This is a genomic window from Rhodococcus sp. IEGM 1302 (assembly GCF_030056935.1).
GTDB classification, from domain to species: Bacteria; Actinomycetota; Actinomycetes; order Mycobacteriales; family Mycobacteriaceae; genus Rhodococcus_F; species Rhodococcus_F qingshengii.
On sequence record NZ_JASHKY010000018.1, the window covers coordinates 39,095 to 60,684 of the forward strand.

16 protein-coding genes are annotated in these 21,590 nt (G+C 63.7%); 6 read left to right on the forward strand and 10 right to left on the reverse strand.

The window, feature by feature from the left end:
- Window positions 1–4 precede the first annotated feature (4 nt).
- Both QM609_RS21230 and QM609_RS21235 read right to left on the reverse strand, forming a co-directional pair.
- Window positions 5–835: an SDR family NAD(P)-dependent oxidoreductase gene (locus tag QM609_RS21230; RefSeq protein ID WP_007736128.1), complete on the reverse strand. Its 831-nt coding sequence runs from the start codon at window positions 833–835 to the stop codon at window positions 5–7.
- Window positions 832–2,406 carry a flavin-containing monooxygenase gene (locus QM609_RS21235; protein ID WP_003945071.1) on the reverse strand — a complete coding sequence of 525 codons (1,575 nt, stop codon included), beginning with the start codon at window positions 2,404–2,406 and terminating at the stop codon, window positions 832–834. The genes QM609_RS21230 and QM609_RS21235 overlap by 4 nt, the downstream gene beginning before the upstream one ends.
- 71 nt (window positions 2,407–2,477) lie before the next feature.
- On the opposite strand from QM609_RS21235, the gene QM609_RS21240 reads away from it, so the two are divergent.
- Window positions 2,478–3,107 (forward strand): TetR/AcrR family transcriptional regulator, encoded by a 630-nt coding sequence (locus tag QM609_RS21240; protein ID WP_007736130.1) that lies wholly within the window; start codon window positions 2,478–2,480, stop codon window positions 3,105–3,107.
- 72 nt (window positions 3,108–3,179) lie between these two features.
- On the opposite strand, the gene QM609_RS21245 is transcribed toward QM609_RS21240, so the two are convergent.
- The 5 genes from QM609_RS21245 to QM609_RS21265 form a co-directional block, all read right to left on the reverse strand.
- Window positions 3,180–6,941: a multifunctional oxoglutarate decarboxylase/oxoglutarate dehydrogenase thiamine pyrophosphate-binding subunit/dihydrolipoyllysine-residue succinyltransferase subunit gene (locus tag QM609_RS21245; RefSeq protein WP_050656195.1), complete on the reverse strand. Its 3,762-nt coding sequence runs from the start codon at window positions 6,939–6,941 to the stop codon at window positions 3,180–3,182.
- A 175-nt stretch (window positions 6,942–7,116) separates the two neighbouring features.
- Window positions 7,117–10,926, reverse strand: a complete 3,810-nt coding sequence (locus QM609_RS21250; RefSeq protein WP_050656194.1) for an ABC transporter ATP-binding protein — start codon at window positions 10,924–10,926, stop codon at window positions 7,117–7,119.
- A 36-nt stretch (window positions 10,927–10,962) separates the two neighbouring features.
- Window positions 10,963–11,736: an ABC transporter permease gene (locus QM609_RS21255; protein ID WP_007736136.1), complete on the reverse strand. Its 774-nt coding sequence runs from the start codon at window positions 11,734–11,736 to the stop codon at window positions 10,963–10,965.
- Window positions 11,733–12,734, reverse strand: a complete 1,002-nt coding sequence (locus tag QM609_RS21260; RefSeq protein ID WP_007736138.1) for an ABC transporter ATP-binding protein — start codon at window positions 12,732–12,734, stop codon at window positions 11,733–11,735. The genes QM609_RS21255 and QM609_RS21260 overlap by 4 nt, the downstream gene beginning before the upstream one ends.
- Window positions 12,735–12,802: 68 nt before the next feature.
- Entirely contained in the window at window positions 12,803–13,552 is a 750-nt protein-coding gene (locus tag QM609_RS21265; protein WP_003945111.1) for a hypothetical protein, read from the reverse strand.
- A 154-nt stretch (window positions 13,553–13,706) separates the two neighbouring features.
- Here QM609_RS21265 and QM609_RS21270 point away from each other — a divergent pair, with 154 nt between their 5' ends.
- Window positions 13,707–14,117 (forward strand): VOC family protein, encoded by a 411-nt coding sequence (locus QM609_RS21270; RefSeq protein WP_003945129.1) that lies wholly within the window; start codon window positions 13,707–13,709, stop codon window positions 14,115–14,117.
- Between the two features lie 11 nt (window positions 14,118–14,128).
- Here QM609_RS21270 and QM609_RS21275 read toward each other — a convergent pair whose 3' ends face one another.
- On the reverse strand, window positions 14,129–15,163 hold the full coding sequence (locus tag QM609_RS21275; protein WP_042450363.1) for a glutathione S-transferase family protein: 1,035 nt from the start codon (window positions 15,161–15,163) through the stop codon (window positions 14,129–14,131).
- A gap of 23 nt (window positions 15,164–15,186) precedes the next feature.
- Window positions 15,187–15,876, reverse strand: a complete 690-nt coding sequence (locus QM609_RS21280; RefSeq protein WP_050656192.1) for a GNAT family N-acetyltransferase — start codon at window positions 15,874–15,876, stop codon at window positions 15,187–15,189.
- A 126-nt stretch (window positions 15,877–16,002) separates the two neighbouring features.
- Between QM609_RS21280 and QM609_RS21285 the strand changes: the two genes are divergently transcribed.
- Entirely contained in the window at window positions 16,003–16,626 is a 624-nt protein-coding gene (locus QM609_RS21285) for a PadR family transcriptional regulator (protein WP_007736146.1), read from the forward strand.
- A gap of 2 nt (window positions 16,627–16,628) precedes the next feature.
- Window positions 16,629–18,113: a DHA2 family efflux MFS transporter permease subunit gene (locus QM609_RS21290; RefSeq protein WP_003945132.1), complete on the forward strand. Its 1,485-nt coding sequence runs from the start codon at window positions 16,629–16,631 to the stop codon at window positions 18,111–18,113.
- On the opposite strand, the gene QM609_RS21295 is transcribed toward QM609_RS21290, so the two are convergent.
- Complete coding sequence (locus tag QM609_RS21295) at window positions 18,073–19,473, reverse strand: FAD-binding oxidoreductase (protein ID WP_050656191.1); 1,401 nt, start codon at window positions 19,471–19,473, stop codon at window positions 18,073–18,075. The genes QM609_RS21290 and QM609_RS21295 overlap by 41 nt on opposite strands.
- Between QM609_RS21295 and QM609_RS21300 the strand changes: the two genes are divergently transcribed.
- Window positions 19,454–20,272 carry an enoyl-CoA hydratase/isomerase family protein gene (locus QM609_RS21300; RefSeq protein ID WP_371683536.1) on the forward strand — a complete coding sequence of 273 codons (819 nt, stop codon included), beginning with the start codon at window positions 19,454–19,456 and terminating at the stop codon, window positions 20,270–20,272. The genes QM609_RS21295 and QM609_RS21300 overlap by 20 nt on opposite strands.
- A gap of 93 nt (window positions 20,273–20,365) precedes the next feature.
- Window positions 20,366–21,559 (forward strand): class I adenylate-forming enzyme family protein, encoded by a 1,194-nt coding sequence (locus QM609_RS21305; protein WP_007736152.1) that lies wholly within the window; start codon window positions 20,366–20,368, stop codon window positions 21,557–21,559.
- Window positions 21,560–21,590: the final 31 nt, after the last annotated feature.

A 21,590-nucleotide genomic window follows, 5' to 3' on the forward strand; every position in this document is an offset into this window, starting at 1 on the left:
GAACTCAGCTGGACTTGGGCATCATTCGGCCGGCGACGATCGCGACGATGCGCTGGTAGCCCGATCCTACGAGGCGAACCCAGGCGTCGAGTGCGATTGCGTCCATCCCGATGAGAACTCGCGGCTTGCTCTTGCGAACACCGTTGACGATCGTCTTGGCGGCGTCCTCCGGTGTGGTGCGCGCGAGCTTGCGGTCGAAGAACTCGGAGAAGACCGCAAGATCTTCACCCGGGCCTGCGGTGGCGTTGCGTGCGATGGCGGTCTTGATTCCGCCCGGGTGCACACAGGTCACCTTCACCGGGTGCTTGGCGATCAGCATTTCCTGGCGAAGCGACTCGGTGAAACCGCGAACGGCGAACTTGGCCGAGTTGTATGCGCTCTGACCCGGCATCGACAGCAGACCGAAGAGGCTCGACACGTTCACGATGTGCCCGTCGCCGGATGCGATGACGTGGGGGAGGAATGCCTTGGTGCCGTTGACAACTCCCCAGAAGTCGACGTCCATGACACGTTCGAAGTCCTTGAATTCGGACTTCTCGAAAGTGCCGTGGTAGGCGATTCCGGCGTTGTTGTAGATCTGGTTGACCTTGCCGAAATGGGCGACAACCGCGTCGGCGTACTCGAGAACCGCTTCGCGCTGGGTGACGTCGAGATGGTCCGACTTCACCTCGGCGCCGATGGCTTCCACCAGACGCGTTGTCTCGGCGAGCCCGATGGTGTCCACGTCGGAGATTGCCAACTTGGCGCCCTGGCCGGCCAGGTTCAGTGCTAGTGCGCGACCGATGCCCGATCCCGCTCCGGTGATGACTACGACCTTGCCTGCAAAATCACTCATTGTGCTACTGCCTTCTCGTCGTCGAGGTCGATCTGTGAAGTGGTCGCGGTGCCGACGGCGCCGAGATCCGAGGTGGCGACGCTGCGGTATGCCGCGAGGTCGAAATGCTTGGTGGCGTTGCGGAACTGGAAGGTGAAGCCAGGCCACAGGGTGGTGTTGTTTCCGTGCTTGTCCATGTACCAGCTGGCGCAACCGCCGTTGTTCCACACGCTCTTGGACATAGCTGCCTGCAGGTCCTTGTTGTACTTGTCCTGCTTGTCCTTGCGCACCTCGATGGTGCCGATGTCGTACTTGTCGATGGTGGCGATCGCGTCGACCAGGTAGTTGATCTGCGACTCGATCATGAAGACCATCGACGAATGTCCGAGGCCGGTGTTGGGTCCGACGAGGAAGAACATGTTGGGGAAGTTGGCAACTGCCGCGCCCTTGTATCCCTGCATGCCGGTCTCTTCGAAGACCTCGGCGAGCGAGCGTCCGTCCTTGCCGAAGATTCCCGCGAAGGTGGGGGAGTCGGTGACGTGGAATCCGGTCGCCACGACGATGGCATCGATCTCACGGGTGGTGCCGGTCTTCGAGACGATCCCGTTGGCGGTGACCTCCTCGATGCCTTCGGTCACCAGGTCGACATTGTCTTGGGCGAGGGTGGGGAAGTAGTTGTTCGAGATCAGCATGCGCTTGCAGCCGATCTGGAAGTTGGGCATGACCTTCTTGCGAAGATCCTTGTCCTTGATCTGGGCCTTCAGGTGACGCTCGGCGGCGAACTGCAACGGCTTCATGAAGACCGGCGCCTTGGCCAGGCCGACGACCTGCGTCTCTCGCATCCAGTAGATACCGGTGCGGCACAACTTCTGGAAGCCGGGGAGGTACTTGAACGCGAGGTGCTCGATCTTGGTGTACTCGCGGTCTGCGCGGGGCAGGATCCACGGCGCCGTGCGCTGGTACACGTCGAGATGCGAGACCTTCTTGCCGATGGCCGGCACGATCTGGATGGCCGAGGCGCCGGTTCCGATGACGGCCACACGCTTGCCGGTCAGATCGGCGTCGTGGTTCCAACGCGAGGAGTGGAAGATCTCGCCCTTGAAGCCGTCGATGCCCTTGATGTCCGGAAGTGAAGGCTCACACAATGCGCCGACGGCCGAGACGACGATCTTTGCGACGAATTCGCCCTTGTTGGTGCTGACGTGCCACCGAGCAGACGCCTCGTCCCAGCGTGCGGAGAGAACATCGCAGTCGAAGATGTGCTTGTCGAGCACCTTGTGGCGGTTGGCCACCGACTGGATGTACTTGTAGATCTCGGGCTGAGTGGAGAAGGAGCGCGTCCACTCCGGATTGAGTGCAAAAGAGTACGAGTACAAATGCGACGGCACGTCACACGCGGCGCCCGGGTAGCTGTTGTCACGCCAGGTCCCGCCGACGTCGTTGCCGCGCTCGAGAACGACGTAGTCGGTGATGCCGGCCTGTGCCAGTTTGATCGCCGCACCGAGACCGGCGAAACCACTGCCGATGATCAGTGTGCCGACGTGGCGAGTATCCGCGGCAGGTGCTGAGGTATCTGTAACTGGAAGACTCATGTAGGGAACGATATGCCTTTATTGAGTCACGGTCAATAGCTTATTGACGAATATTCAGTAGTCTATTGGGCATGGACGCAGTAAAGCGAACACGGCTCGACCCTGCGCAACGCCGAGCGCAACTCATCGACCTCGGGGCGCGGATGCTGGCCGAACGGCCGCTCGAACAGATTTCCGTCGAGGACATCGCCGATCAGGCTGGTGTCTCGCGGGGGCTTCTGTTCCACTACTTCGCGTCGAAAAGCGAGTTCCATCTGGCGATCGTCCGACACAGCAGTGAACAGATGCTCCAGCGCACCGAGCCGAGCGAGTCGGACGATCCGATGCTCACCCTCCGCTCGGTGCTGGCGTCGTACGTCGACTACGTGACCGAGAACCGCAATACCTACGTCTCGCTGCTCCGGGGGACCGCCAGCGGGGATCCGCAGATGCGTGAGGTGTTCGAGCAGACTCGCGACATCATGGCCAAGAGAACCCTCGATCAGCTCCCGAAGATCGGCCTGACTCGAACACCTCAGGTGGAGTTGGCCGTTCGCGGTTGGATCGCGTTTGTCGAGGAAGCCACCATCAGTTGGCTCCGAGCGCCCGCCATCACCCGCGAGGAACTGATCGACCTGACGGTTCAGTCGTTACCTGCGTTGGCACTGGCCGCCGTCGGCTTCGATGCCGGGCCGGATCTGGGTCTGCTGCAATCGAATTGACGTGAACGCAGAAAGGCCGGGCCCCACACTCCTTGCGGAATGTGGGGCCCGGCCCTTGTCAAATTACTGGGATCAGTTGGTCGGCAGGAACGCCTCGTCCAAGATCTCCTGCTGCTCCACCGCGTGGACCTTGCTCGATCCCGAAGAGGGAGCGGACATCGGACGGCGCGAGATGCGCTTGATACCGGTCAAGGTCTCCGGCAGAAGGTCCGGCAGAGCCAGCCCGAGGAACGGCCACGCACCCTGGTTTGCGGGCTCTTCCTGGACCCAACGGAACTGATCCGCATTCGGGTAACGGTCCAGGGTCTCCTTGAGGCGACGCTTCGGCACGGGGTAGAGCTGCTCCATGCGCACGATGGCGATGTCGTCACGCTCGTCCTTGTGCTTCTTCGCCAGGAGTTCCCAGTACAGCTTGCCGCTGACCAGCAGAACCCGCTTGACCGATTCGCGTGCGCTTTCGCCGCTCTCGTATGCCGGCTCCTCGAAGACCGAACGGAACTTGCCCGTCGTGAAGTCCTCGACGTTGCTGACGGCAGCCTTGTTACGCAGCATCGACTTGGGCGTGAAAACCACCAGCGGACGGCGGATGCCGTCGAGGTGATGGCGACGCAGCAGGTGGAAGTAGCTGGCCGGAGTCGACGGAACCGCAACGGTCATCGAGCCTTCTGCACACAGCTGAAGGAAACGCTCGATGCGACCGGAGGTGTGGTCCGGACCCTGACCCTCGTGACCGTGCGGCAGGAGCAGCACGACGTCGGAGAGCTGACCCCACTTGGCCTCACCCGAAGAGATGAACTCGTCGATGATGGTCTGCGCGCCGTTGACGAAGTCACCGAACTGCGCTTCCCACAGGACCAGAGCGTCGGGGTTACCGACCGAGTAGCCGTACTCGAAGCCCAGACCTGCGTACTCGGTGAGTGCGGAGTCGTAGACCATGAACTTGCCGCCGTTTTCGGCGTCGGCAGCGATCTTGGCGATCGGGCTGTACTCGTTGCCGGTCTTGCGGTCGATGAGGACCGAGTGACGCTGCGTGAACGTTCCTCGCTTGGAGTCCTGACCCGCGAGGCGGATCAAGGCACCCTGCTCGGCCAACGAGCCGAACGCGAGCAATTCTGCGAACGCCCAGTCGACATGTCCCTCACGGGCCATCTCGCGGCGCTTCTCGGCAACCGGCTTGACGCGCGGGTGAACGGTGAAGCCGTCGGGGACGTTGACGAACGCATCACCGATGCGCTCGAGGACCTCGGGAGCGACAGCCGTGGTCAGGCGAGCCGGGGGAGTCTGGTCGAGTTCGACGGACTCGGACGGTTCGGGCTGGAACTTTTCGAGTTCACGGACCTCGTTGAAGACCCGCTCGAGCTGGCCCTGGTAGTCGCGAAGTGCGTCTTCGGCTTCCTTGAGCGAGATGTCACCGCGACCGATGAGGGACTCGGTGTAGCTCTTACGAACGCTGCGCTTGGTGTCGATGACGTCGTACATGGCCGGCTGGGTCATCGACGGGTCGTCGCCCTCGTTGTGACCGCGACGGCGGTAGCAGATGAGGTCGATGACAACGTCCTTGCCGAACTTCTCACGGAAGTCGACGGCCAGCTGAGCAACCCAGACGCAAGCCTCGGGGTCGTCGCCGTTGACGTGGAAGACCGGTGCGGCGATCATCTTCGCGACGTCGGTGCAGTACTCGGACGAGCGTGAATGTTCCGGAGCGGTGGTGAAGCCGACCTGGTTGTTCACGACGATGTGCACGGTGCCACCGGTGCGGTAACCGCGAAGCAGCGAGAGGTTGAGCGTCTCGGCGACAACGCCCTGACCGGCGAATGCAGCGTCACCGTGCAGCATGAGCGGCAGGACGGTGAAGCCTTCTTCACCCTTGTCGAGGATGTCCTGCTTGGCGCGGACCAGGCCTTCGAGAACCGGGTCGACGGCCTCGAGGTGCGACGGGTTTGCGGTCAAGGAGACAGCGATGTCGTTGTCACCGAACATCTGGATGTAGGTTCCGCTGGCACCCAAGTGGTACTTCACGTCGCCGGAGCCGTGAGCGGCTGCCGGGTTCATGTTGCCCTCGAACTCCGTGAAGATCTTGGAGTACGGCTTGCCGACGATGTTGGCAAGCACGTTGAGACGGCCACGGTGCGGCATGCCGATGACGACCTCGTCGAGCTGGTGCTCGGCGGCCTGGTCGATCACGGCGTCCATCATCGGGATGACGGCTTCGGCGCCTTCGAGCGAGAAGCGCTTCTGGCCGACGTACTTGGTCTGCAGGAACGTCTCGAAGGCCTCGGCGGCGTTGAGCTTGCTCAGGATGTACTTCTGCTGAGCGACCGAAGGCTTGGCGTGATGGCCCTCGACGCGGTCCTGGATCCACTGACGCTGATCCGTCTCGAGGATGTGCGTGTACTCGACGCCGACGTGGCGGCAGTACGCGTCGCGCAGCACGCTCAACACGTCGCGCAGCTTCATCTTCTCTTGACCGTGGAAGCCGCCGACCTTGAACTCACGGTCCAGATCCCACAGCGTCAGGCCGTGGCTGATGACGTCGAGGTCGGGGTGGCTGTGGAACTTGTCCTTGACGAACTGCAACGGGTCCGTGTCGGCCATGAGGTGGCCGCGGTCACGGTATGCAGCGATCAGTTCGAGAACGCGGGTGTTCTTGTCGACAGCGCCTTCCGGCACGTCCTTGCGCCACCGCACCGGCTCGTACGGGTTGCCGAGCGCGTGGAAGATCTCGTCGTAGAACTCGTCGCTGATCAGCAGGTTGTGGATCGTGCGCAGGAAATCGCCCGACTCGGCACCCTGGATGATGCGGTGATCGTAGGTCGAGGTGAGAGTCATCAACTTGCCGACGCCCATCTCGGCCAGCTTCTCGTCGCTGGCGCCCTGGAACTCGGCGGGGTATTCCATCGCGCCGGCACCGATGATGGCGCCCTGGCCCTTCATCAGGCGAGGAACGGAGTGAACCGTGCCGATACCGCCCGGGTTGGTCAGCGAAATGGTGACGCCGGTGAAGTCTTCGCCGGTGAGCTTGCCTTCACGGGCGCGTCGGACGATGTCCTCGTATGCCGCGTGGAACTGGACGAAGTTCATCGACTCGGTGTTCCGGATGGCGGCAACTACCAGTGAGCGGTTGCCGTCCTTTCCGGGAAGGTCGATCGCGAGTCCGAGATTGGTGTGCTCGGGCGTGACCGCGTTCGGCTTGCCGTCGATTTCGGCGAAGTGCCGGTTCATGTTGGGGAACGCGTTGACTGCCTGGACGATCGCGTAACCCAGGAGGTGGGTGAACGAGATCTTGCCGCCGCGGGTACGCGCGAGGTGGTTGTTGATGACGATGCGGTTGTCGAACATCAGCTTCGCGGGGATGGCACGCACGCTGGTTGCAGTCGGGATCTCGAGCGAGAGCGACATGTTCTTGACGACTGCGGCTGCGGCGCCGCGGAGAACCTTGGTTTCCTCGGCTCCGCCGGCAGGGGCGGGCTTCGCAGTAGCGGCCGCGGGCTTGGCTGCTGCGGGCTGGGCCGGGGCGGCCTTGGCGGCGGGCGCTGCCGTCTTCGCGGGGGCCGGAGCGGCAGCCTTGGCAGGCGGCGCAGGAGGCGCGGTCTTGGGGGCGGGAGGCGTGGCCTTGGGAGCAGCAGGCGGAGCTACAACAGCGGCGGGTGCAGCCGCGTTGCCGTTCGAGGCAGTCCCGTTTCCACCTCCCGTGTTCGCCGAGTCCGGCGAGTAATCGGTCAAGAATTCGTGCCAACTGGGATCCACGGACGACGGATCGTCCTGGAAGCGTTGGTACATCTCGTCAACCAGCCACTGGTTCTGTCCGAATTGGGATGTAGAACTGCTGCTCACGGCAGGTGTTCGCCTCGTTTCTATTTCGGTACCCGATCAGAGCGCCTATATACATGAGATTAGCCCGAGCGTGTGACGAGCAATTGTGCGGCACACAATTTGTGAGCTGTCTCACGGAAGTCCGTGATCTTGCGATCGCGCACTACCTCTCGGCGGTACAAATCCGTGCCGACTGTCACGCGACGGGGTTGCCTTCGATGACAGTTCTCGACGTCAGATTATTCCCCTCACGCGCCTGCGATGCATCCCAGAGTCCCGAGTAGTGACCACCGGCATACCGCAGAACATCGTGCGGGCCGTATTCAACGATACGTCCCCGGTCAACTACGACAACGAGGTCCGCTCGGGCAGCTGTCGCGAGGCGGTGAGCTACGACGACGGAAGTCCGTTTCCGGGTGACCGACCGACTTGCTTCGAGCACCATCCGTTCGGTCGCGGGATCGAGCGTCGCAGTCGCCTCGTCGAGGAGCAGAAGGTCGGGGTCGACGAGTTCGGCACGGGCCAATGCGATCAGTTGGCGTTGGCCCGCCGAGAGCCCCTGGCCGCGCTCGCCGACGGGATGATTCATGCCTCCACGCATGTCGGCTATCGAATTCAGTGCGCCGACGGAACGTGCCGCTTCCTCGATCTCCGCGTGCGACGCCGACGGCCTGCCGTACGCGATGTTGTCGGCGACCGTGCCGGTGAACAGATGGGCTTCTTGTGGGACCACGCCGAGGCGACGTCGGTACTGCGAGAGGTGGAAGTTCCGGATGTCGGTTCCGTCCACGTCGACCGACCCGGACGTCGGGTCGTAGAAGCGGGCGAGCAACTTCACGACCGTCGACTTCCCGGCACCGGTTCGGCCGACCAGAGCGACGGTCGTGCCCGGCGGAATTTGCAGATCGAAATCGGAGAGGGCGTCGACGTCCGCACCCGAGTACCGGAACCCGACCCCGTCGAGATGGACGGCGCCGTCGAGTCGTCCGGAGATCGCGATCAGATCCTCGCTGTCGGCAGTCTCGATCGAACTGCGAGTGCGCAGCAGGTCGCCGATTCGTTGCAATCCGACGTTTGCCTGTTGGTAACCATCGAACACTTGTGAGAGTTGCTGAATCGGTCCGAACAGCAGACCGAGGTAGAGCACGAAAGCGATCAGTACGCCGGGCGAAGTCGATCCGTTGGCGATCTGGTGCGCACCGACGAACACGACCGCGGCCAACGCGAGGTCGGACAGGAACGAAATGAAAGGGAAGTAGATCGAAATGGCTCGCTGCGACCGCATCCGCGATCGGCGGTAGCTCTCGGAGCGTTCTGCGAACCTACGCGCAGCACCTTCTTCGCGGCGGTAGGCCTGAGCCGCTCGCAGACCGGCGATGTTCTCCTGGAAGTCGGCATTGACGAGCGAGATCCGTTCGCGGGACTGGCTGTAGGCAACCGAGGAGATCTTGCGGAAGACCACGGTCGCGACCACGAGCGGTGGGATGACGGCCAGCGCCACCAGGCCGAGCGTCACGTCGGTCGCCAGGAGGGCGATCGAAATTCCGCCGACGGTCAGGACGCTCACGATCGCCGTCGACATACCGGTTTGGATGAACGACGAGAGCGCGTCGACGTCGGTGGTCATACGCGTCATGATGCGGCCGGACAATTCCCGTTCGTAGTAGTCCAGACCCAGGCGCTGCAAGTGTGCATAGCTGCGGACGCGGAGCCCGAACAGCACGCGTTCACCGGCTCGGGCCGTGAGCACCGTCATGACCGCCACGATGACCCAGTCTGCGGCGACCAGGAGCGCGCCGAACGCCGTCGCGATCCAGAGTGTGGTGCTGTCTGCGGTCACGACTCCGTGGTCGATCGCATATCTGACGAGGGAGGGAAATGCGATCGCCGCGGCGGAGTCCAGGGCAAGGCACACGACAACCGCCAGTAGAACCCAGCGGACCGGCCTCAAGATCTGTCGGAGTGAGAACTGTGGATTCGATTCGCGCAGGCTCTCAGGAGCAATTCCGGGGTCTTCGCGTGCGGGTGGGAGAGCGTCGACTGCTGCCCGCAGAGACGGAGTCACCGCGATTCCGCTGAGCGCTCCGGCCATCGGTCCGCCGGCACTCTGCGCCGAAGCGGTAGTGCTGTCGGCTTCGGATTCCGGAGCCTGCGGCCACAGCTGCTCGGCTGTGGGCTCGCGGCGTTGATGTCCGAAAGCATCAGGGCCGGCCTCGTCGATTTCGGCGGATAGTTCCGGCGGCGAGGAGAACAGGGCGCGAAAGAGCGGACATCGCGCTTCCAGCTCGTCCACGGTTCCGGAGTCGATGATCCGTCCGCCGTCGAGAACCGCGACGCGATCTGCCAGCGTCAAGGTGGATCGCCGGTGCGCGAGGATCAGCGTGGTTTGCCGTCGTCTGGCCCGGAACGCGTCGAAGATCGCAGCCTCGGTTGCCGCATCGACCGCGGAGGTGGCGTCGTCGAGGACCAAAATCCGCGGGTCGACGAGGAGGGCTCGGGCAAGCGCGATGCGCTGACGCTGGCCGCCCGACAGCGTCAGACCTCGTTCACCGACAACGGTGTCGTATCCGTCCGGGAGTGCCTCGATGAAGGTGTCTGCCTGTGCCAATGCAGCTGCGGCGCGGATGTCCTCGTCGGAGGCGTCCTCGCGCCCCAGTGCGATGTTGGCGGCGATGGTGTCCGAGAACAGGAAAGGTTCGTCGAAGACCAGGCTGACGGCGGCACGAAGCTGTTCTGTGCGCAGTTCGCCGATGGGGAACGTCTCGCCCGCGGTATCGACGGTCACTACACCCGAAGTCGGGGCGTAGAACCGGGGGAGAAGCAAGGACAACGCGGTCTTGCCCGACGCGGCCGGCCCCACGACGGCGACGGTCTCGCCCGGTTCTATGCGGAGGTTCAGCCCGGTCAGGACGTCGCGTTCGGTGTCGAACCCGAATGCCACGTCGTCGAAGGTGACGCCGAGCGGACCGTCGGGCAGGTCCACCGGATGGTCAGGATCGGCGATGTCCGGCTGAGCGTTGATGACGTCGTAGACACGCTCTACAGCGGCGCGCGCCAGCTGCGCCATGACGATGACCGACGACAGAGTTCGGGTGACTCCGGTCATCGTCACGATGTAGGTGGCGAACGCGAGAAACGTTCCCACGGTGATCTTGTCGTGCAGTGCGAGATACCCGCCGAGGGCGATCACTCCCACCTGCCCCAGCTGGGGCAAGGCGGCCATGGTCGGCGCGAATTTCGCGTTCAACCACGCGGCGCGAAGACGCTCCGAATACAGCGTGCGGCTGTGCTTTTCGAGTTGGTCGACGGCTCGTTGTTCCTGCCCGAATCCCTTGACGACGCGCACGCCCGTGACGGTTTCCTCGACATGTTGGGCGAGGTCGGCGGCCCGCTGCTGCGCGGACCATGTTGCGGCGAAGAGCATCGGTCGCATCAGGAACACCACCAGCCCGACTGCGGGGATGACGGCGACAGCGACGAGAGTCAACAGCGGCGAGAGCCACGCCATGATGCCGATCGCGAGCACGAATTGCAGGAGCGCACCCGCGGACATGGGCACCATCGCGAGCAAACCCTGGACGAGTTGTAGATCGGTGATGGACCGGGATACCACCTGGCCTGTGCGGATCTGATCCTGCCCGCGTCCGTCGAGGCGTTGCAGCGAGCCGAGCAGGGCGAGCCGCAAGTCGTGTTGAACATCGAGCGAGAGTCGGCCGGCAAGCATCCGTCGGCCGTACTGGCACGCGAAGCGCACGACCGCGAGCAGCGCGATCGCCAGCGCGGCGAACCCGATCACCTTGCCTGGGTTCTCCTGGCTTGCGGCGTCGAGCGCATAGCGGGTCAGAAGAGGAAACGAGATGTCGATCGCCGAAGCGATGACGGTCACCAGAAGCGCGCCGATGGCAACTCTTCGGTGCAACCAGCATGCGTGCGCCAAGCGGCGGATCCAGCCCGGAGCTCGATCGACCTCTCCAGCTACCGGACTGTCCGTGTTGATCGTGTTCATCGAGATCCACGGTAGACCCGGCCCCAGACAGCCTTTTCAGGTGATGTCTCGGGTCCTGGTCCGCAGCCAACCGAGCCCGCAGAACAGAACCACCCAAGCTGCCAGCATCATCGGGCCGCTCGGCCAGGACGCAAACGCGTCGACGTCGATCGACGGGGCCGCATTGATGATCGTGCCGATCGTGGCCGACACCGGAAGCGCGGCCCCGACCCCGCCGAGATCCATCGCGAGCAGCACTGCGCGGACGATCCATTCACCGAAGACGAACCACAGGATGACCGAGAGGGCACCGGCCATCGACGAACCGGTGAGCAGTGCCACCCCGGCGCCGAGCAGTGCCCACAGAGCGCACGCCAGAATGCCTGCGGCGCAGATGGCGAAGAGATCGGTGGTGAAGCTGAAGTCCCGGCCGAAGAGCAACATCGCGCCGATGCTGACTACTTCGACCGCCAACGCGTAGCCGACGGCGAATACCGCGACGACGGCAAGTTTTGCGCCGAGAACTCCGTCACGGCCGCGAGCTGTGAGGAACGTCGTGGTGAGAGTTTTGTAGCCGAATTCGGATCCGGCGGTGAGTGCTCCGAAGACAGCCGCGAACACCAGGACAAGCGTGTTGGAGACACCGAGGCTGACGCCGGTGGACACGACATCGACGTCGAAGGTGGTGTCTGCCGAATCGGCCACGGCTTCGACGAACGTCCTGGTGGAGGCAGCAATCAGCACGGCCACGACGACCGGTGCGATGGCCAGTGCCCACCAGTAGCGCAGGGTGAGAACTTTGAGTGTCTCCGCGCGCACGAGCGTGGTCATCGGTGTCCTCCGGAAGGTCCGTATGCGGCAGGGCCGTAATAGCCCGGTCCGGAACCGGGACCGGGTGGGCGGTGGTATCCGACCTGGGGAACCGCGTACTGCGGTGTTGTCATCGCGAGGAACAGTTGCTCGAGATCTGCGCCTTCGGTTGCGACGCCGAAGATCGTGACACCGGCGGCGGATGCCACCGGTGGGAGCACCGACGTGTCGGTGCCGCCCACGGCGAGCCGTCCGTCCTGCGTGATCTGGGCGTCGATGATTCCGCGAGCGGCCAATGCCGTGGCGAGGAGCGCTGGGTTGGAACACGAGACGAGCAGTCGACTGCGCTGCGAGCGGCGAAGTTCGTCCATGGTCCCTTGGTAGACGAGTGAGCCGGCGCTGACGATGACCACGCTGTCGACGGTCGCTTCCACTTCACGAAGCGCGTGACTCGAGATCAGAACCGTTCGGCCGGAACCGGCGAAGGTCTGCAGGAACTGACGAAGCCACGCCATGCCCTCGGGGTCGAGTCCGTTCGCGGGTTCGTCGAGCACGAGGATCTCGGGATCACCGAGCATCGCGGTGGCAAGGATCAGGCGTTGGCGCATCCCGAGCGAGAAGGTGCCGGTCTTGTGGACTCCGACCGATCTCAGACCGACCATGTCCAGCACCTGCGCCGCGCGCTGAGTCGGCATGCCGATAGCGGCCGCGTAGATCTCGAGGTGACCGAGCGCCGTTCGTTTCGGATGGAGACTGCCGACGTCGAGTACTGCGCCGACGGTCCGAGCCGGGTTGGGCAGCAAACGCATCGGGGTGCCGTTGATCGTGGCCGATCCCGACGTCGGTGACACCAGTCCGAGGAGCATCCGCAACGTGGTCGTCTTGCCCGAACCGTTCGGGCCGAGAAACCCGGTGATCGAGCCCGCCTGAACGTCGAAGCTCAGGTCGTTGACCGCGCGCGCCGCCTTGAACGTCTTCGTCAACCCACGAATCTCGATGGGGGCAGAGAAGGATCCCATTGCGGTGTTCGTCAATGCTGCTCCCGGGTCGGCGGCGAATACGTGATGCGAGCCTACGGCCCGGACGGCTATCTGCGGATGGCCCGGCGTGTCTCTGTCTGGGGAAGCACTGCGGCATCGTCGGCAGGCATCACGATCAGGTGGTCGGTCCACCTGGCCGGTGCCGGTCCGAAGGCTTCGCGCGCATTCTTGACGACGCCCTTGCCGATTGCACGGTTGCCCGCACCGCCGATGACCGCACCGATTCCGGCCGGAACGAGCTTGCCGAGGATCAGTGCGCTGCGCTTGGCGGCGTACTTGGTCACGAATTTCCGCACGAGGGTGCTGTTCATTCCCCTCATCGTGGGTCCGGGAATCTTGCTCGTGATTGCCGTTCCCCAGTTCTTGGCTGTGATTCCGGTGGCCTTCTGCACGATCTCCATACCGGATTCGCCGAGGGCGACTGCCAGGACCAGGGCACGTCGTTGCTGGTGATCCTGTACGGAGATTCCATGCACTGACGCAATTGCCAACGTCAGCAGCGCTGACGCCTCGAGGAAGAAAGCCGATTCCGCACCGACGGCAGCGATGGACGCGACCGTTCCGACGCCCGGCACGGCGGCGGTGGCGCCGACGGCACTGCCGCTTCCGGTCACGGCGAGAATGAACATCTTCTCCATCCGCTCGACGATCTGAGCGGGTGACTCGTCGGGGTGGGCCTTACGGACATGGTTGACGTATTTGGCCACTGCGGGCGCTTGCAGGCGGCTTCCGTTGTCGAGAACGGAAACGAGGACCTTCTCGATACGCCCGCTGTCGTTGTTCGTCGACTTGCTCATTGCTGCCCCTCCACAGTTGTCCTCCTCTGAAGCGAGGTGGACCGTATCTCGAGAATAGGTGAAGTTTTCGCTGGCGGCGGTGATCACCGGGGCCATAGGCTCGTACGAGACTCGGTTTTCTTCGTGAGTTTTCCCAGGCAGGAGTTCGAGTGTTATGACCGCCACTTCGGAATCTCGTTCGACGACCATCTGGCCGACGCTGCGCTACCTCGACGCCCGTGCGGCAATCCACTTTCTGGTGAGCACCTTCGGTTTCGTGGAGAAGGCCGTCTACGGAGAGGGAGACGTGGTGGACCACGCCCAACTCGACTGGCCGGGCGGTGGCGGCATCATGTTGGGTTCGCCGCGCACCGATTCTGCGATCGCCGGCCTGCCGCCTGGAATCGGTTCGGTGTACATCGTCGTGGACGACGCGGACGCCGCCGATGCACTCCACGAACGCGCTGTCGCGGCGGGCGCCACGATCACGCAGGGATTGCGCGACGAGGACTACGGTTCGCGGGGGTTCACCTGCCGTGATCCCGAAGGTGTGTACTGGAGTTTCGGCACGTACGCAGGGGAGTAGCCCCCCGCGACCTACCTGGTGGCCCAGTGCTCTGCCGGAACCACTTCCGACGGGATGGGCGGATGAGGTGGTGTGCCGTCCCCGAACGGTCGGCCACCCAACTGTTCGCGTCCGTGCGGTTCGAGCCAGTGTGTCAATTCCGGTCCCTTGGGCACGATTCCGGAGGGATTGATCTCGGAATGCACGATGTAGTAGTGCGCTTTGATCTGTGTGAAGTCGATGGTGTCACCGAATCCGGGGGTTTGGAACAGATCGCGCGCGTAGTCCCACAGCACCGGCATCTCGCTGAGTTTGCTTCTGTTGCACTTGAAGTGGCCGTGATAGACGGGATCGAACCGCGCCAGCGTGGTGAACAGGCGCACATCGGCTTCGGTGATGGTGTCGCCCACCAGGAAACGTTGCCGGGCAAGACGTTCGGTGAGCCAGTCGAGGCGAGCGAACAGCGTGTCGTATGCCTCGTCGTACGCCTGCTGTGAACCGGCGAAACCGCAGCGGTAGACGCCGTTGTTGACGTCGCGAAAAACGTACTCGGCCACTTCGTCGATTTCGTTTCGCAAGGGCTCCGGGTACAGATCCGGTGCGCCTTCGCGGTGGTACTTCTTCCATTGCGTCGAGAAGTCGAGGGTGATCTGTGGGTAGTCGTTCGTGATCACCTTGCCCGTGGCGATCTCCACCATGGCGGGCACCGTGATTCCCCTGGGGTAGTGGGGATCTCGGGCGAAGTATGCGTCCTGCAGTCGCGGGATCTTCAGTACGGGATCGACGCCGCCCGGGTCGAGATCGAAAGTCCAGCTTCGCTTGTCGTGAACCGGACCGCAGATGCCCATCGACAGTACGTCTTCGAGGCCGAGTAAGCGGCGGACGATGATGGCGCGGTTTGCCCACGGGCAGGCACGTGCCACGATCAACCGGTATCGCCCGGGTTCGACGGGGTACCCGTCGCGGCCGTCCTCGGTGATCCGGGTCGGGATGTAGTTGGTGTCGCGTTTGAATTCACGACCCTCTTCGACGAATGTCGGTTCGCTCGCGCCGTCTTCCGTACTCATCTGCGGTCCCTCTCGTTCGAGTGTCAACTGGGCAGGTGCACGTGTACCCGAGCGTATGCCCCCAGAACGTCGAATTTGGCTTTACGTGGAAGCGTCGCTCCGATCGCACTGCCGCGACTTGTGCGTAGCTGCGGGATCAATCCGGAATCGAGAGCGTCCTCCGCAGCGAGAAGCGTTACTGCGCAGCCGATTCCGTGACGGCGATGCGCTGGAGCAGTCAGGGTCGTGAGATCTGCCACGAATCCCTGAAATTCGGAGTACGCCGCGCATCCGAGCACCTCGGTGGAATCGGTGAGGGCGGTGAACCACCGCGCCCGGTTCCCGAGGTCGGCTGTGGTGCTGTCGTCGGGTGGGCACAGCGCAGCGACGGCGAGGGCATCGTCGATGTCGTGGGAAATCAGTAGTTGCTCGTCGGGTGGCGCGTCCGTGTAGTCGCCGAGGAAAGCGAGATCGACGGGGCCGGTGATTCGGCCGCCGTGATCGCCGGCGATCTCGAGCAGACGCGCCGGTTGCAGCAGGGCGTCGACGGAGATGTCCTCGGTGCGCTCGATGAACCACTGCGGCCCGACGATTGCACCTGAGCCTGCCAGATCGAGAACGTGGATGTCGTCGCCGACGACGCGGGCCGTGTGTCCCGGCCGAAGTGCCGAGTCGCCGAGGCCCAGTTCACGTGCCCAAGCGAGTCGGATGATGTCGAGGTGATGTTCGTCCACTCGCTACAGGCTAGTCCGATTCGAACGGGTTGATCGAGATGGACAGAGGTCGTATATTCCATGTGGACTATTTCAGGTGGAATAGTCAAGAAATAGTCAATTGCGGCTTGTCAGGGAGGGGGACTCATGGGTGACGTGTCACTGACGCCTCTGGGAATCACCGTTCTGGGCCTGCTGTCCGAGCGTTCGATGCATCCGTACGAGATGTATCAACTGGCCTCGGTTCGCCGGGGCGATCAGTTGGTGAAGATCAAGCCGGGATCGCTCTATCACACGGTTTCCCGGTTGGAGAAGCAGGAACTTCTGGCTTCGATCGGGACCGATCGTGAGGGCAACCGGCCCGAACGGACGACGTACGAGATCACCGCCCGGGGCCGTGAGGCCCTCGAGCATCAACTACGTGAGATGTTGGCGGTTCCGGTGCGGGAGTATCCGCGGTTGCCGCTCGCGCTCGCCGAAATGCACAACCTCTCCGCGTCCACCGCGTGTCAGATGCTTCGAATTCGTCTCGCGCACCTCGACAAGACGATCGCGAAATTCGAGGCCGACTACGAAGCGCTGAAGGCGGCGGAAAAACCACGAATCTTCACGGTGGGCGCGGACTACGCCCACGCACTGACCGTCGCCGAAAGAGAGTGGATCGGCGCGTTGGTGACAGACATCGAGAGCGGCGAAATGCCCTGGCTCTCACAAGAACTTCTCGACCGGCTGGCCGGCTCCGCAGGCTCGTCCGCACTACCTAAGGACTGAAGATGGAAAAGCAGGTCAATCCCTGGCACGCGCTGTGGGCGCTGTGTATCGGGTTCTTCATGATTCTGGTGGACAGCACCATCGTCGCTGTCGCCAACCCTGCGATCATGGAGGACCTCGGCACCGACATCAACAAGGTCGTCTGGGTCACCAGCGCGTACCTGCTGGCGTACGCGGTGCCGCTGCTCGTCACCGGCCGGCTCGGTGACAGGTTCGGACCGAAGAACCTGTACATGATCGGCCTCGTACTGTTCACCGGCGCTTCACTGTGGTGTGGTCTGTCCGGCAGCGTCGAGATGCTCATCGTGGCAAGAGCTTTCCAGGGTCTGGGCGCCGCAATGATGACGCCTCAGACGATGGCCGTCATCACACGCACGTTCGCGCCGAACAAGCGTGGCGCCGCAATGGGCCTGTGGGGCGCGGTTGCCGGTGTTGCGACGCTGGTCGGTCCGCTTGCCGGTGGTGTGTTGGTCGACAATCTCGGCTGGGAATGGATCTTCATCGTCAACGTCCCGGTCGGTGTCATCGCATTCCTCCTCGCGTGGAAGCTTGTTCCGTCGTTGCCGACCAGCGAGCACAAGTTCGACATTCCCGGCGTGATTCTCAGCGCCGCAGGCATGTTCCTGCTCGTGTTCGGAATCCAGGAAGGCAGTTCGTACGACTGGAACGGATTCGTCTGGAGCCTGATCGGCGCCGGTGTGGTGTTGCTCGCGGTGTTCGTGTTCTACCAGTCGCGCAACAAGAACGAGCCCTTGCTCCCACTCGAACTCTTCAAGGACCGCAACTTCTCGCTCGCCAACGTCGCCATCACCGCGATGGGCTTCGCGATCACGTCGATGGTCCTTCCGCTGATGTTCTACACCCAGGCAGTTCGCGGACTCTCCCCGACGCAGTCGGCGCTCCTCCTCGTTCCGATGGCCGTGCTGACCGGCATTTTTGCGCCGATCATCGGCAAGCTCGTCGACAAGACGCATCCGCGCTACATCGCGGGCACCGGCTTCCTGCTGTTCGCGATCGCCCTGGGCTGGCTGGCATTGGTTATGTCTCCCGACGTCGCGATCTGGGAACTGCTCCTGCCGATCGGCCTGATCGGCTTCGCCAACGCATGCATCTGGTCGCCGCTCGCGGCCACCGCCACACACAACCTGCCTCCGATGCAGGCCGGCGCCGGCGCCGGCGTCTACAACACCACCCGGCAGGTGGGTGCGGTTCTCGGCAGTGCCGCGATCGGAGCACTGATCACCGCACGATTGGCGGCTCAGGGTCTGACCGGCGGCAGTTCCGAAGCCGGAGTGGGTCACCTACCCGAGTTCGTCCGTGAACCGTTCAGCACGGCGATGTCGGAGTCGATCTGGCTGCCCGCAGGCGTGCTGCTCATCGGCTTCGTCGCTTCGGTGTGCTTCGCTCGGCCTCTGCGCGGCGACGCACACGACGACGCGATGGCCGTCAGTGCCGAAGCGCGTCGGGAAACATCACTGCACGATTGAGATAGTCGCTCGGGTCCAGGGCTCGCTTGATCGCCCACATCGTGGCTATGTCCTCCGCAGAGAGGGCCAGGTTCAGATAGTTGCGTTTGAGCGAGCCCACCCCGTGCTCGGAACTGACGTTTCCGCCGTGGTCGCGAACCAGTTCGAGGACGCTGCGGTACACGGTGTCGGCGTTCGGGCAGTTCAGGACGTTGAGGTGGATGTTTCCCTCGGCGACATGTCCGAAGAGGATCGGAATTGCCTCGGGGGCACGACTCGCGATCACCGCCGCGGCGTCCTCGGCGAAGGTGGCAAGCGAGTCCAGCGGCAGCGCCGCGTCGAATTTCAGTGGGGGACCGAACAGTCCGACCACTTCGGCGAAACACTCCCGCGCCGCCCACAAACGCGTCGAGCCGGGATCGTCGACCGCCACTGCCGGGGTCTGCGGTGGGTCGATGCGTTCGAGCAGCTCGGCCAGGTCTTCCAGCGGATCGTGGGCCGCGGACACCTCGGCGAGCAGGTACCACGGTCGCCCCGTCGGCACCGCGGCGTTCAAATGGCGTGCGGCCAGTTCGAGACCACGGCCGTCCACCAACTCCAGTGCGTCGACGCCGTCGAGAGTGCGCAACGTACGCCCCGCGTCCACGACGTCTTGCAGTCGGTCGAAACCGGTCAGCGTCGTGACCCGGTGAGTCGGTACCCGTCGTAGTTTCAGATCGACTGCCGTGACCACACCAAGAGTTCCCTCGCTGCCCACCCACAGTGCGGGCAGGTTGTATCCGGAATTGTCGGACAACACTTTCGGTGACCGGCGCACAGGAGTTCCGTCGGGGAGTACCACCTCGAGTCCGAGCACCTGTTCGGCCATGTTCCCGTATCGAACCGTGTGCAGGCCACCGGCATTGGTGGAGACCATGCCGCCGATCGTCGCAGTGTCCCGCGAGGCTATGTCGACACCGAACTTCAAACCGGCGGCGGCGGCCGCCGAATGTACCTGCGCGAGTGTCGCTCCCGCACCGACGGTGATCCGACCGGCGGCAACATCGACTTCGCCGATCGCCTCGAGGCGTTCGGTGGAGAGCAGGACGTCGTCGTGCTCGGGCACCGTCCCGGCGACCAGACCGGTTCGCCCGCCCTGAATGGTGACCGGTACGCCGCGCGAGCGGCACACGTTCAGCACTGCCGAGACTTCGGCGGTATTTCCGGGTCGGACCAGAGCGCTGGCGCGCCCGCTGTAGCGCCCTGTCTGGTCGGTGGAACGGGTCGCCAACACGTCGGCGTCGTCGACGACGAACCGGTGTCCCACAACGTCCGCGAGTGCATTTCTCAGACCGTCCACCCGACGATCGTAGGCCGGTTCGATGTGGCAGTGTGGCGGCATGACTGCTCCCGAATCGAATCCCACCCGTCTCGAGCGCTTCACCACCGATGGTGGTGCCGAGGTGGCTGTCCTGACGTTCGCGCACGGACCACTCAATCTGTTCGATCAGGCCATGTTCGACGCCGTCATCGCCGATGTTGCAGCGCTGACCGAAAACCCACCGCGCGCTGTGCTTCTGTGCGCCGAGGGCAAGGTCAACTCGGCCGGCGTCGACGTCCATGTGTTCGACGGACTGAACCCGGAGCAGGGAGCGGAATTGTGGCGCGAACTGTTCGCCCAGATCTGCCATCCGCTCGAGGCGTTGCCGTGCCCGGTCATCTACGCGGCGCACGGGCTGACGCTGACTGCTGCCTTCGAGATCTCCTTGGCCTGCGACATCATCCTCGCGGCGCCGAAGGCGAAGTTCGGACTGGTCGAGACAGTGGTCGGTCTGACGCCGTCCATGGGTGGACCGCAGCGTTTGGCCGAGCGCGCCGGTTCCGGACGGGCTCGGGAGTTGGTCATGACCGGCGATCTCTACGACGCCGCAACCCTGCACTCGTGGGGCGTCGTCAATGCAGTTCACGACGATGTCGATGCTGCGGCGCGTGCCCTGGCGGCCCGGTTGGCGGACGGGCCCACGCGAGCCCACGACGCCACCAAGCAGATCGTGGCGGCCTGGCGTTCCGGTGGGATCGCCCACGCGGATTCGGTGACTCCCGGGGTGTCCGGTGCGCTGTTCGCCACCGATGACCTACGCGGCGCTGTCCGCAGTTTCCTCGACGTCGGACCGGGCAAAGCGGTCTACTCCGGAAAGTAAGTTTGCGACGATTATCGCCAGAGACCTCCACGAACTGTGATCCACGTCATATAGTCGAATGGCCGGTGGGTTGTCAGTGACGTGGAGGTATCGATGCGGTCGACGCTTGTGGAATACCCGTGTTCGACTCAGCTCCTCGCCGACGCCCGTGTCACCCGTGCGGGTGACGGGGTGCTTCGGTACAGCCAACTCGACCCGTCGCTGTCCGAACTCCTCGATATCGCCGTTCATCGATTCTCCTCACGCATCGCGGTGGAGGAGGTCGACGGCGAACAGGTCACCTTCGCGGAGTTGTGGGCCGAGGCGTCGCGGGTCGCAGGCGGGCTGAAGTCGCGAGGCGTCGAGATCGGGGACCGTGTGGCCATTCGCGTCGCCGCCGGGGTGAGGTGGATGGAGGCGTGCCTCGGCGTCATTCTCGCCGGCGGTGTTCCAGTCTCCGTGGGTGTTCATCTGAGCGACGACGCGGCGGACTTCGTCATCGCGGACAGTGGCTCGGTGTTGGTGCTCGACGGGGAACTCCCACACGGTGTTCCGTTCATCGACGACGGTGCCGCCCCGGAGGAGATGGCGATCCTCGCGTACACCGCCGATTCTTCGGGCGAAATGCTGGGCGTCGAGTTGAGCAACGAGAACGTGCTCTCCGCCATCGTCGGCATTCTGCACTCGCGCGATTACGGCGTCGAAGGTGTGCGCAATCTGTTGGTGGACAATGACTTCAAGTCGGTACGGCAATTCGTGCACGTGCTCGCGACGTTGGTGGTCGGTGGAACGGTGGTCCTCGCCGGCGACTTCTGGCGTGAGAGTGTGCATACCGTCGACATCGTGACCGGGCGGCCCGAGGACCTGCTCGAGCCTCGGTTGCTCACCCTCGGGCCGGCGGCGCGTGCCGGTTCGAGGTCGGTGCAGTGGATCGATTGCAGCGGGTCGCCGATCACGGTCGAACAGGAAGCCAAGCTGCTGACCCTGTTCCCGGCTGCTCGGCATGTGATCGGGTGGGGCAAAACCGAGACCTGTGGGGCTGGTCTCATTCTGCCAACCGAGTCGGCACCCACCCACCTCGGAAGCGTCGGAATCGCTTTCGGTGGAATGGAAGTGGCGTTGTACGGCCCGGATGCTCCAGGTGGTTTCGGTGAGTTGCTGTGCCGTGGACCGAGTGTCACGCGTCGGTATTGGAACTCGCCGCAAGCGACCTCGACGAGGTTCACCCAGGGGTGGTTCTGCACTCACGACACCGCGCAGATCGACCCCGATGGCTTCGTCCGTATTGTCGAACGCAACGTCGCGTAGTCACGCGAGCGTGGTCGACAAACGAGAGGGA

Excerpts from the sequence above, each read along its gene's own strand:
- QM609_RS21230 (WP_007736128.1), bottom strand. The coding sequence starts at position 835 with ATGAGTGATTTTGCAGGCAAGGTCGTAGTCATCACCGGAGCGGGATCG.
- QM609_RS21235 (WP_003945071.1), bottom strand. The coding sequence starts at position 2,406 with ATGAGTCTTCCAGTTACAGATACCTCAGCACCTGCCGCGGATACTCGC.
- QM609_RS21240 (WP_007736130.1), top strand. The coding sequence starts at position 2,478 with ATGGACGCAGTAAAGCGAACACGGCTCGACCCTGCGCAACGCCGAGCG.
- QM609_RS21250 (WP_050656194.1), bottom strand. The coding sequence starts at position 10,926 with ATGAACACGATCAACACGGACAGTCCGGTAGCTGGAGAGGTCGATCGA.
- QM609_RS21255 (WP_007736136.1), bottom strand. The coding sequence starts at position 11,736 with ATGACCACGCTCGTGCGCGCGGAGACACTCAAAGTTCTCACCCTGCGC.
- QM609_RS21260 (WP_007736138.1), bottom strand. The coding sequence starts at position 12,734 with ATGGGATCCTTCTCTGCCCCCATCGAGATTCGTGGGTTGACGAAGACG.
- QM609_RS21265 (WP_003945111.1), bottom strand. The coding sequence starts at position 13,552 with ATGAGCAAGTCGACGAACAACGACAGCGGGCGTATCGAGAAGGTCCTC.
- QM609_RS21270 (WP_003945129.1), top strand. The coding sequence starts at position 13,707 with ATGACCGCCACTTCGGAATCTCGTTCGACGACCATCTGGCCGACGCTG.
- QM609_RS21275 (WP_042450363.1), bottom strand. The coding sequence starts at position 15,163 with ATGAGTACGGAAGACGGCGCGAGCGAACCGACATTCGTCGAAGAGGGT.
- QM609_RS21285 (WP_007736146.1), top strand. The coding sequence starts at position 16,003 with ATGGGTGACGTGTCACTGACGCCTCTGGGAATCACCGTTCTGGGCCTG.
- QM609_RS21290 (WP_003945132.1), top strand. The coding sequence starts at position 16,629 with ATGGAAAAGCAGGTCAATCCCTGGCACGCGCTGTGGGCGCTGTGTATC.
- QM609_RS21300 (WP_371683536.1), top strand. The coding sequence starts at position 19,454 with ATGTGGCAGTGTGGCGGCATGACTGCTCCCGAATCGAATCCCACCCGT.
- QM609_RS21295 (WP_050656191.1), bottom strand. The coding sequence starts at position 19,473 with ATGCCGCCACACTGCCACATCGAACCGGCCTACGATCGTCGGGTGGAC.
- QM609_RS21305 (WP_007736152.1), top strand. The coding sequence starts at position 20,366 with ATGCGGTCGACGCTTGTGGAATACCCGTGTTCGACTCAGCTCCTCGCC.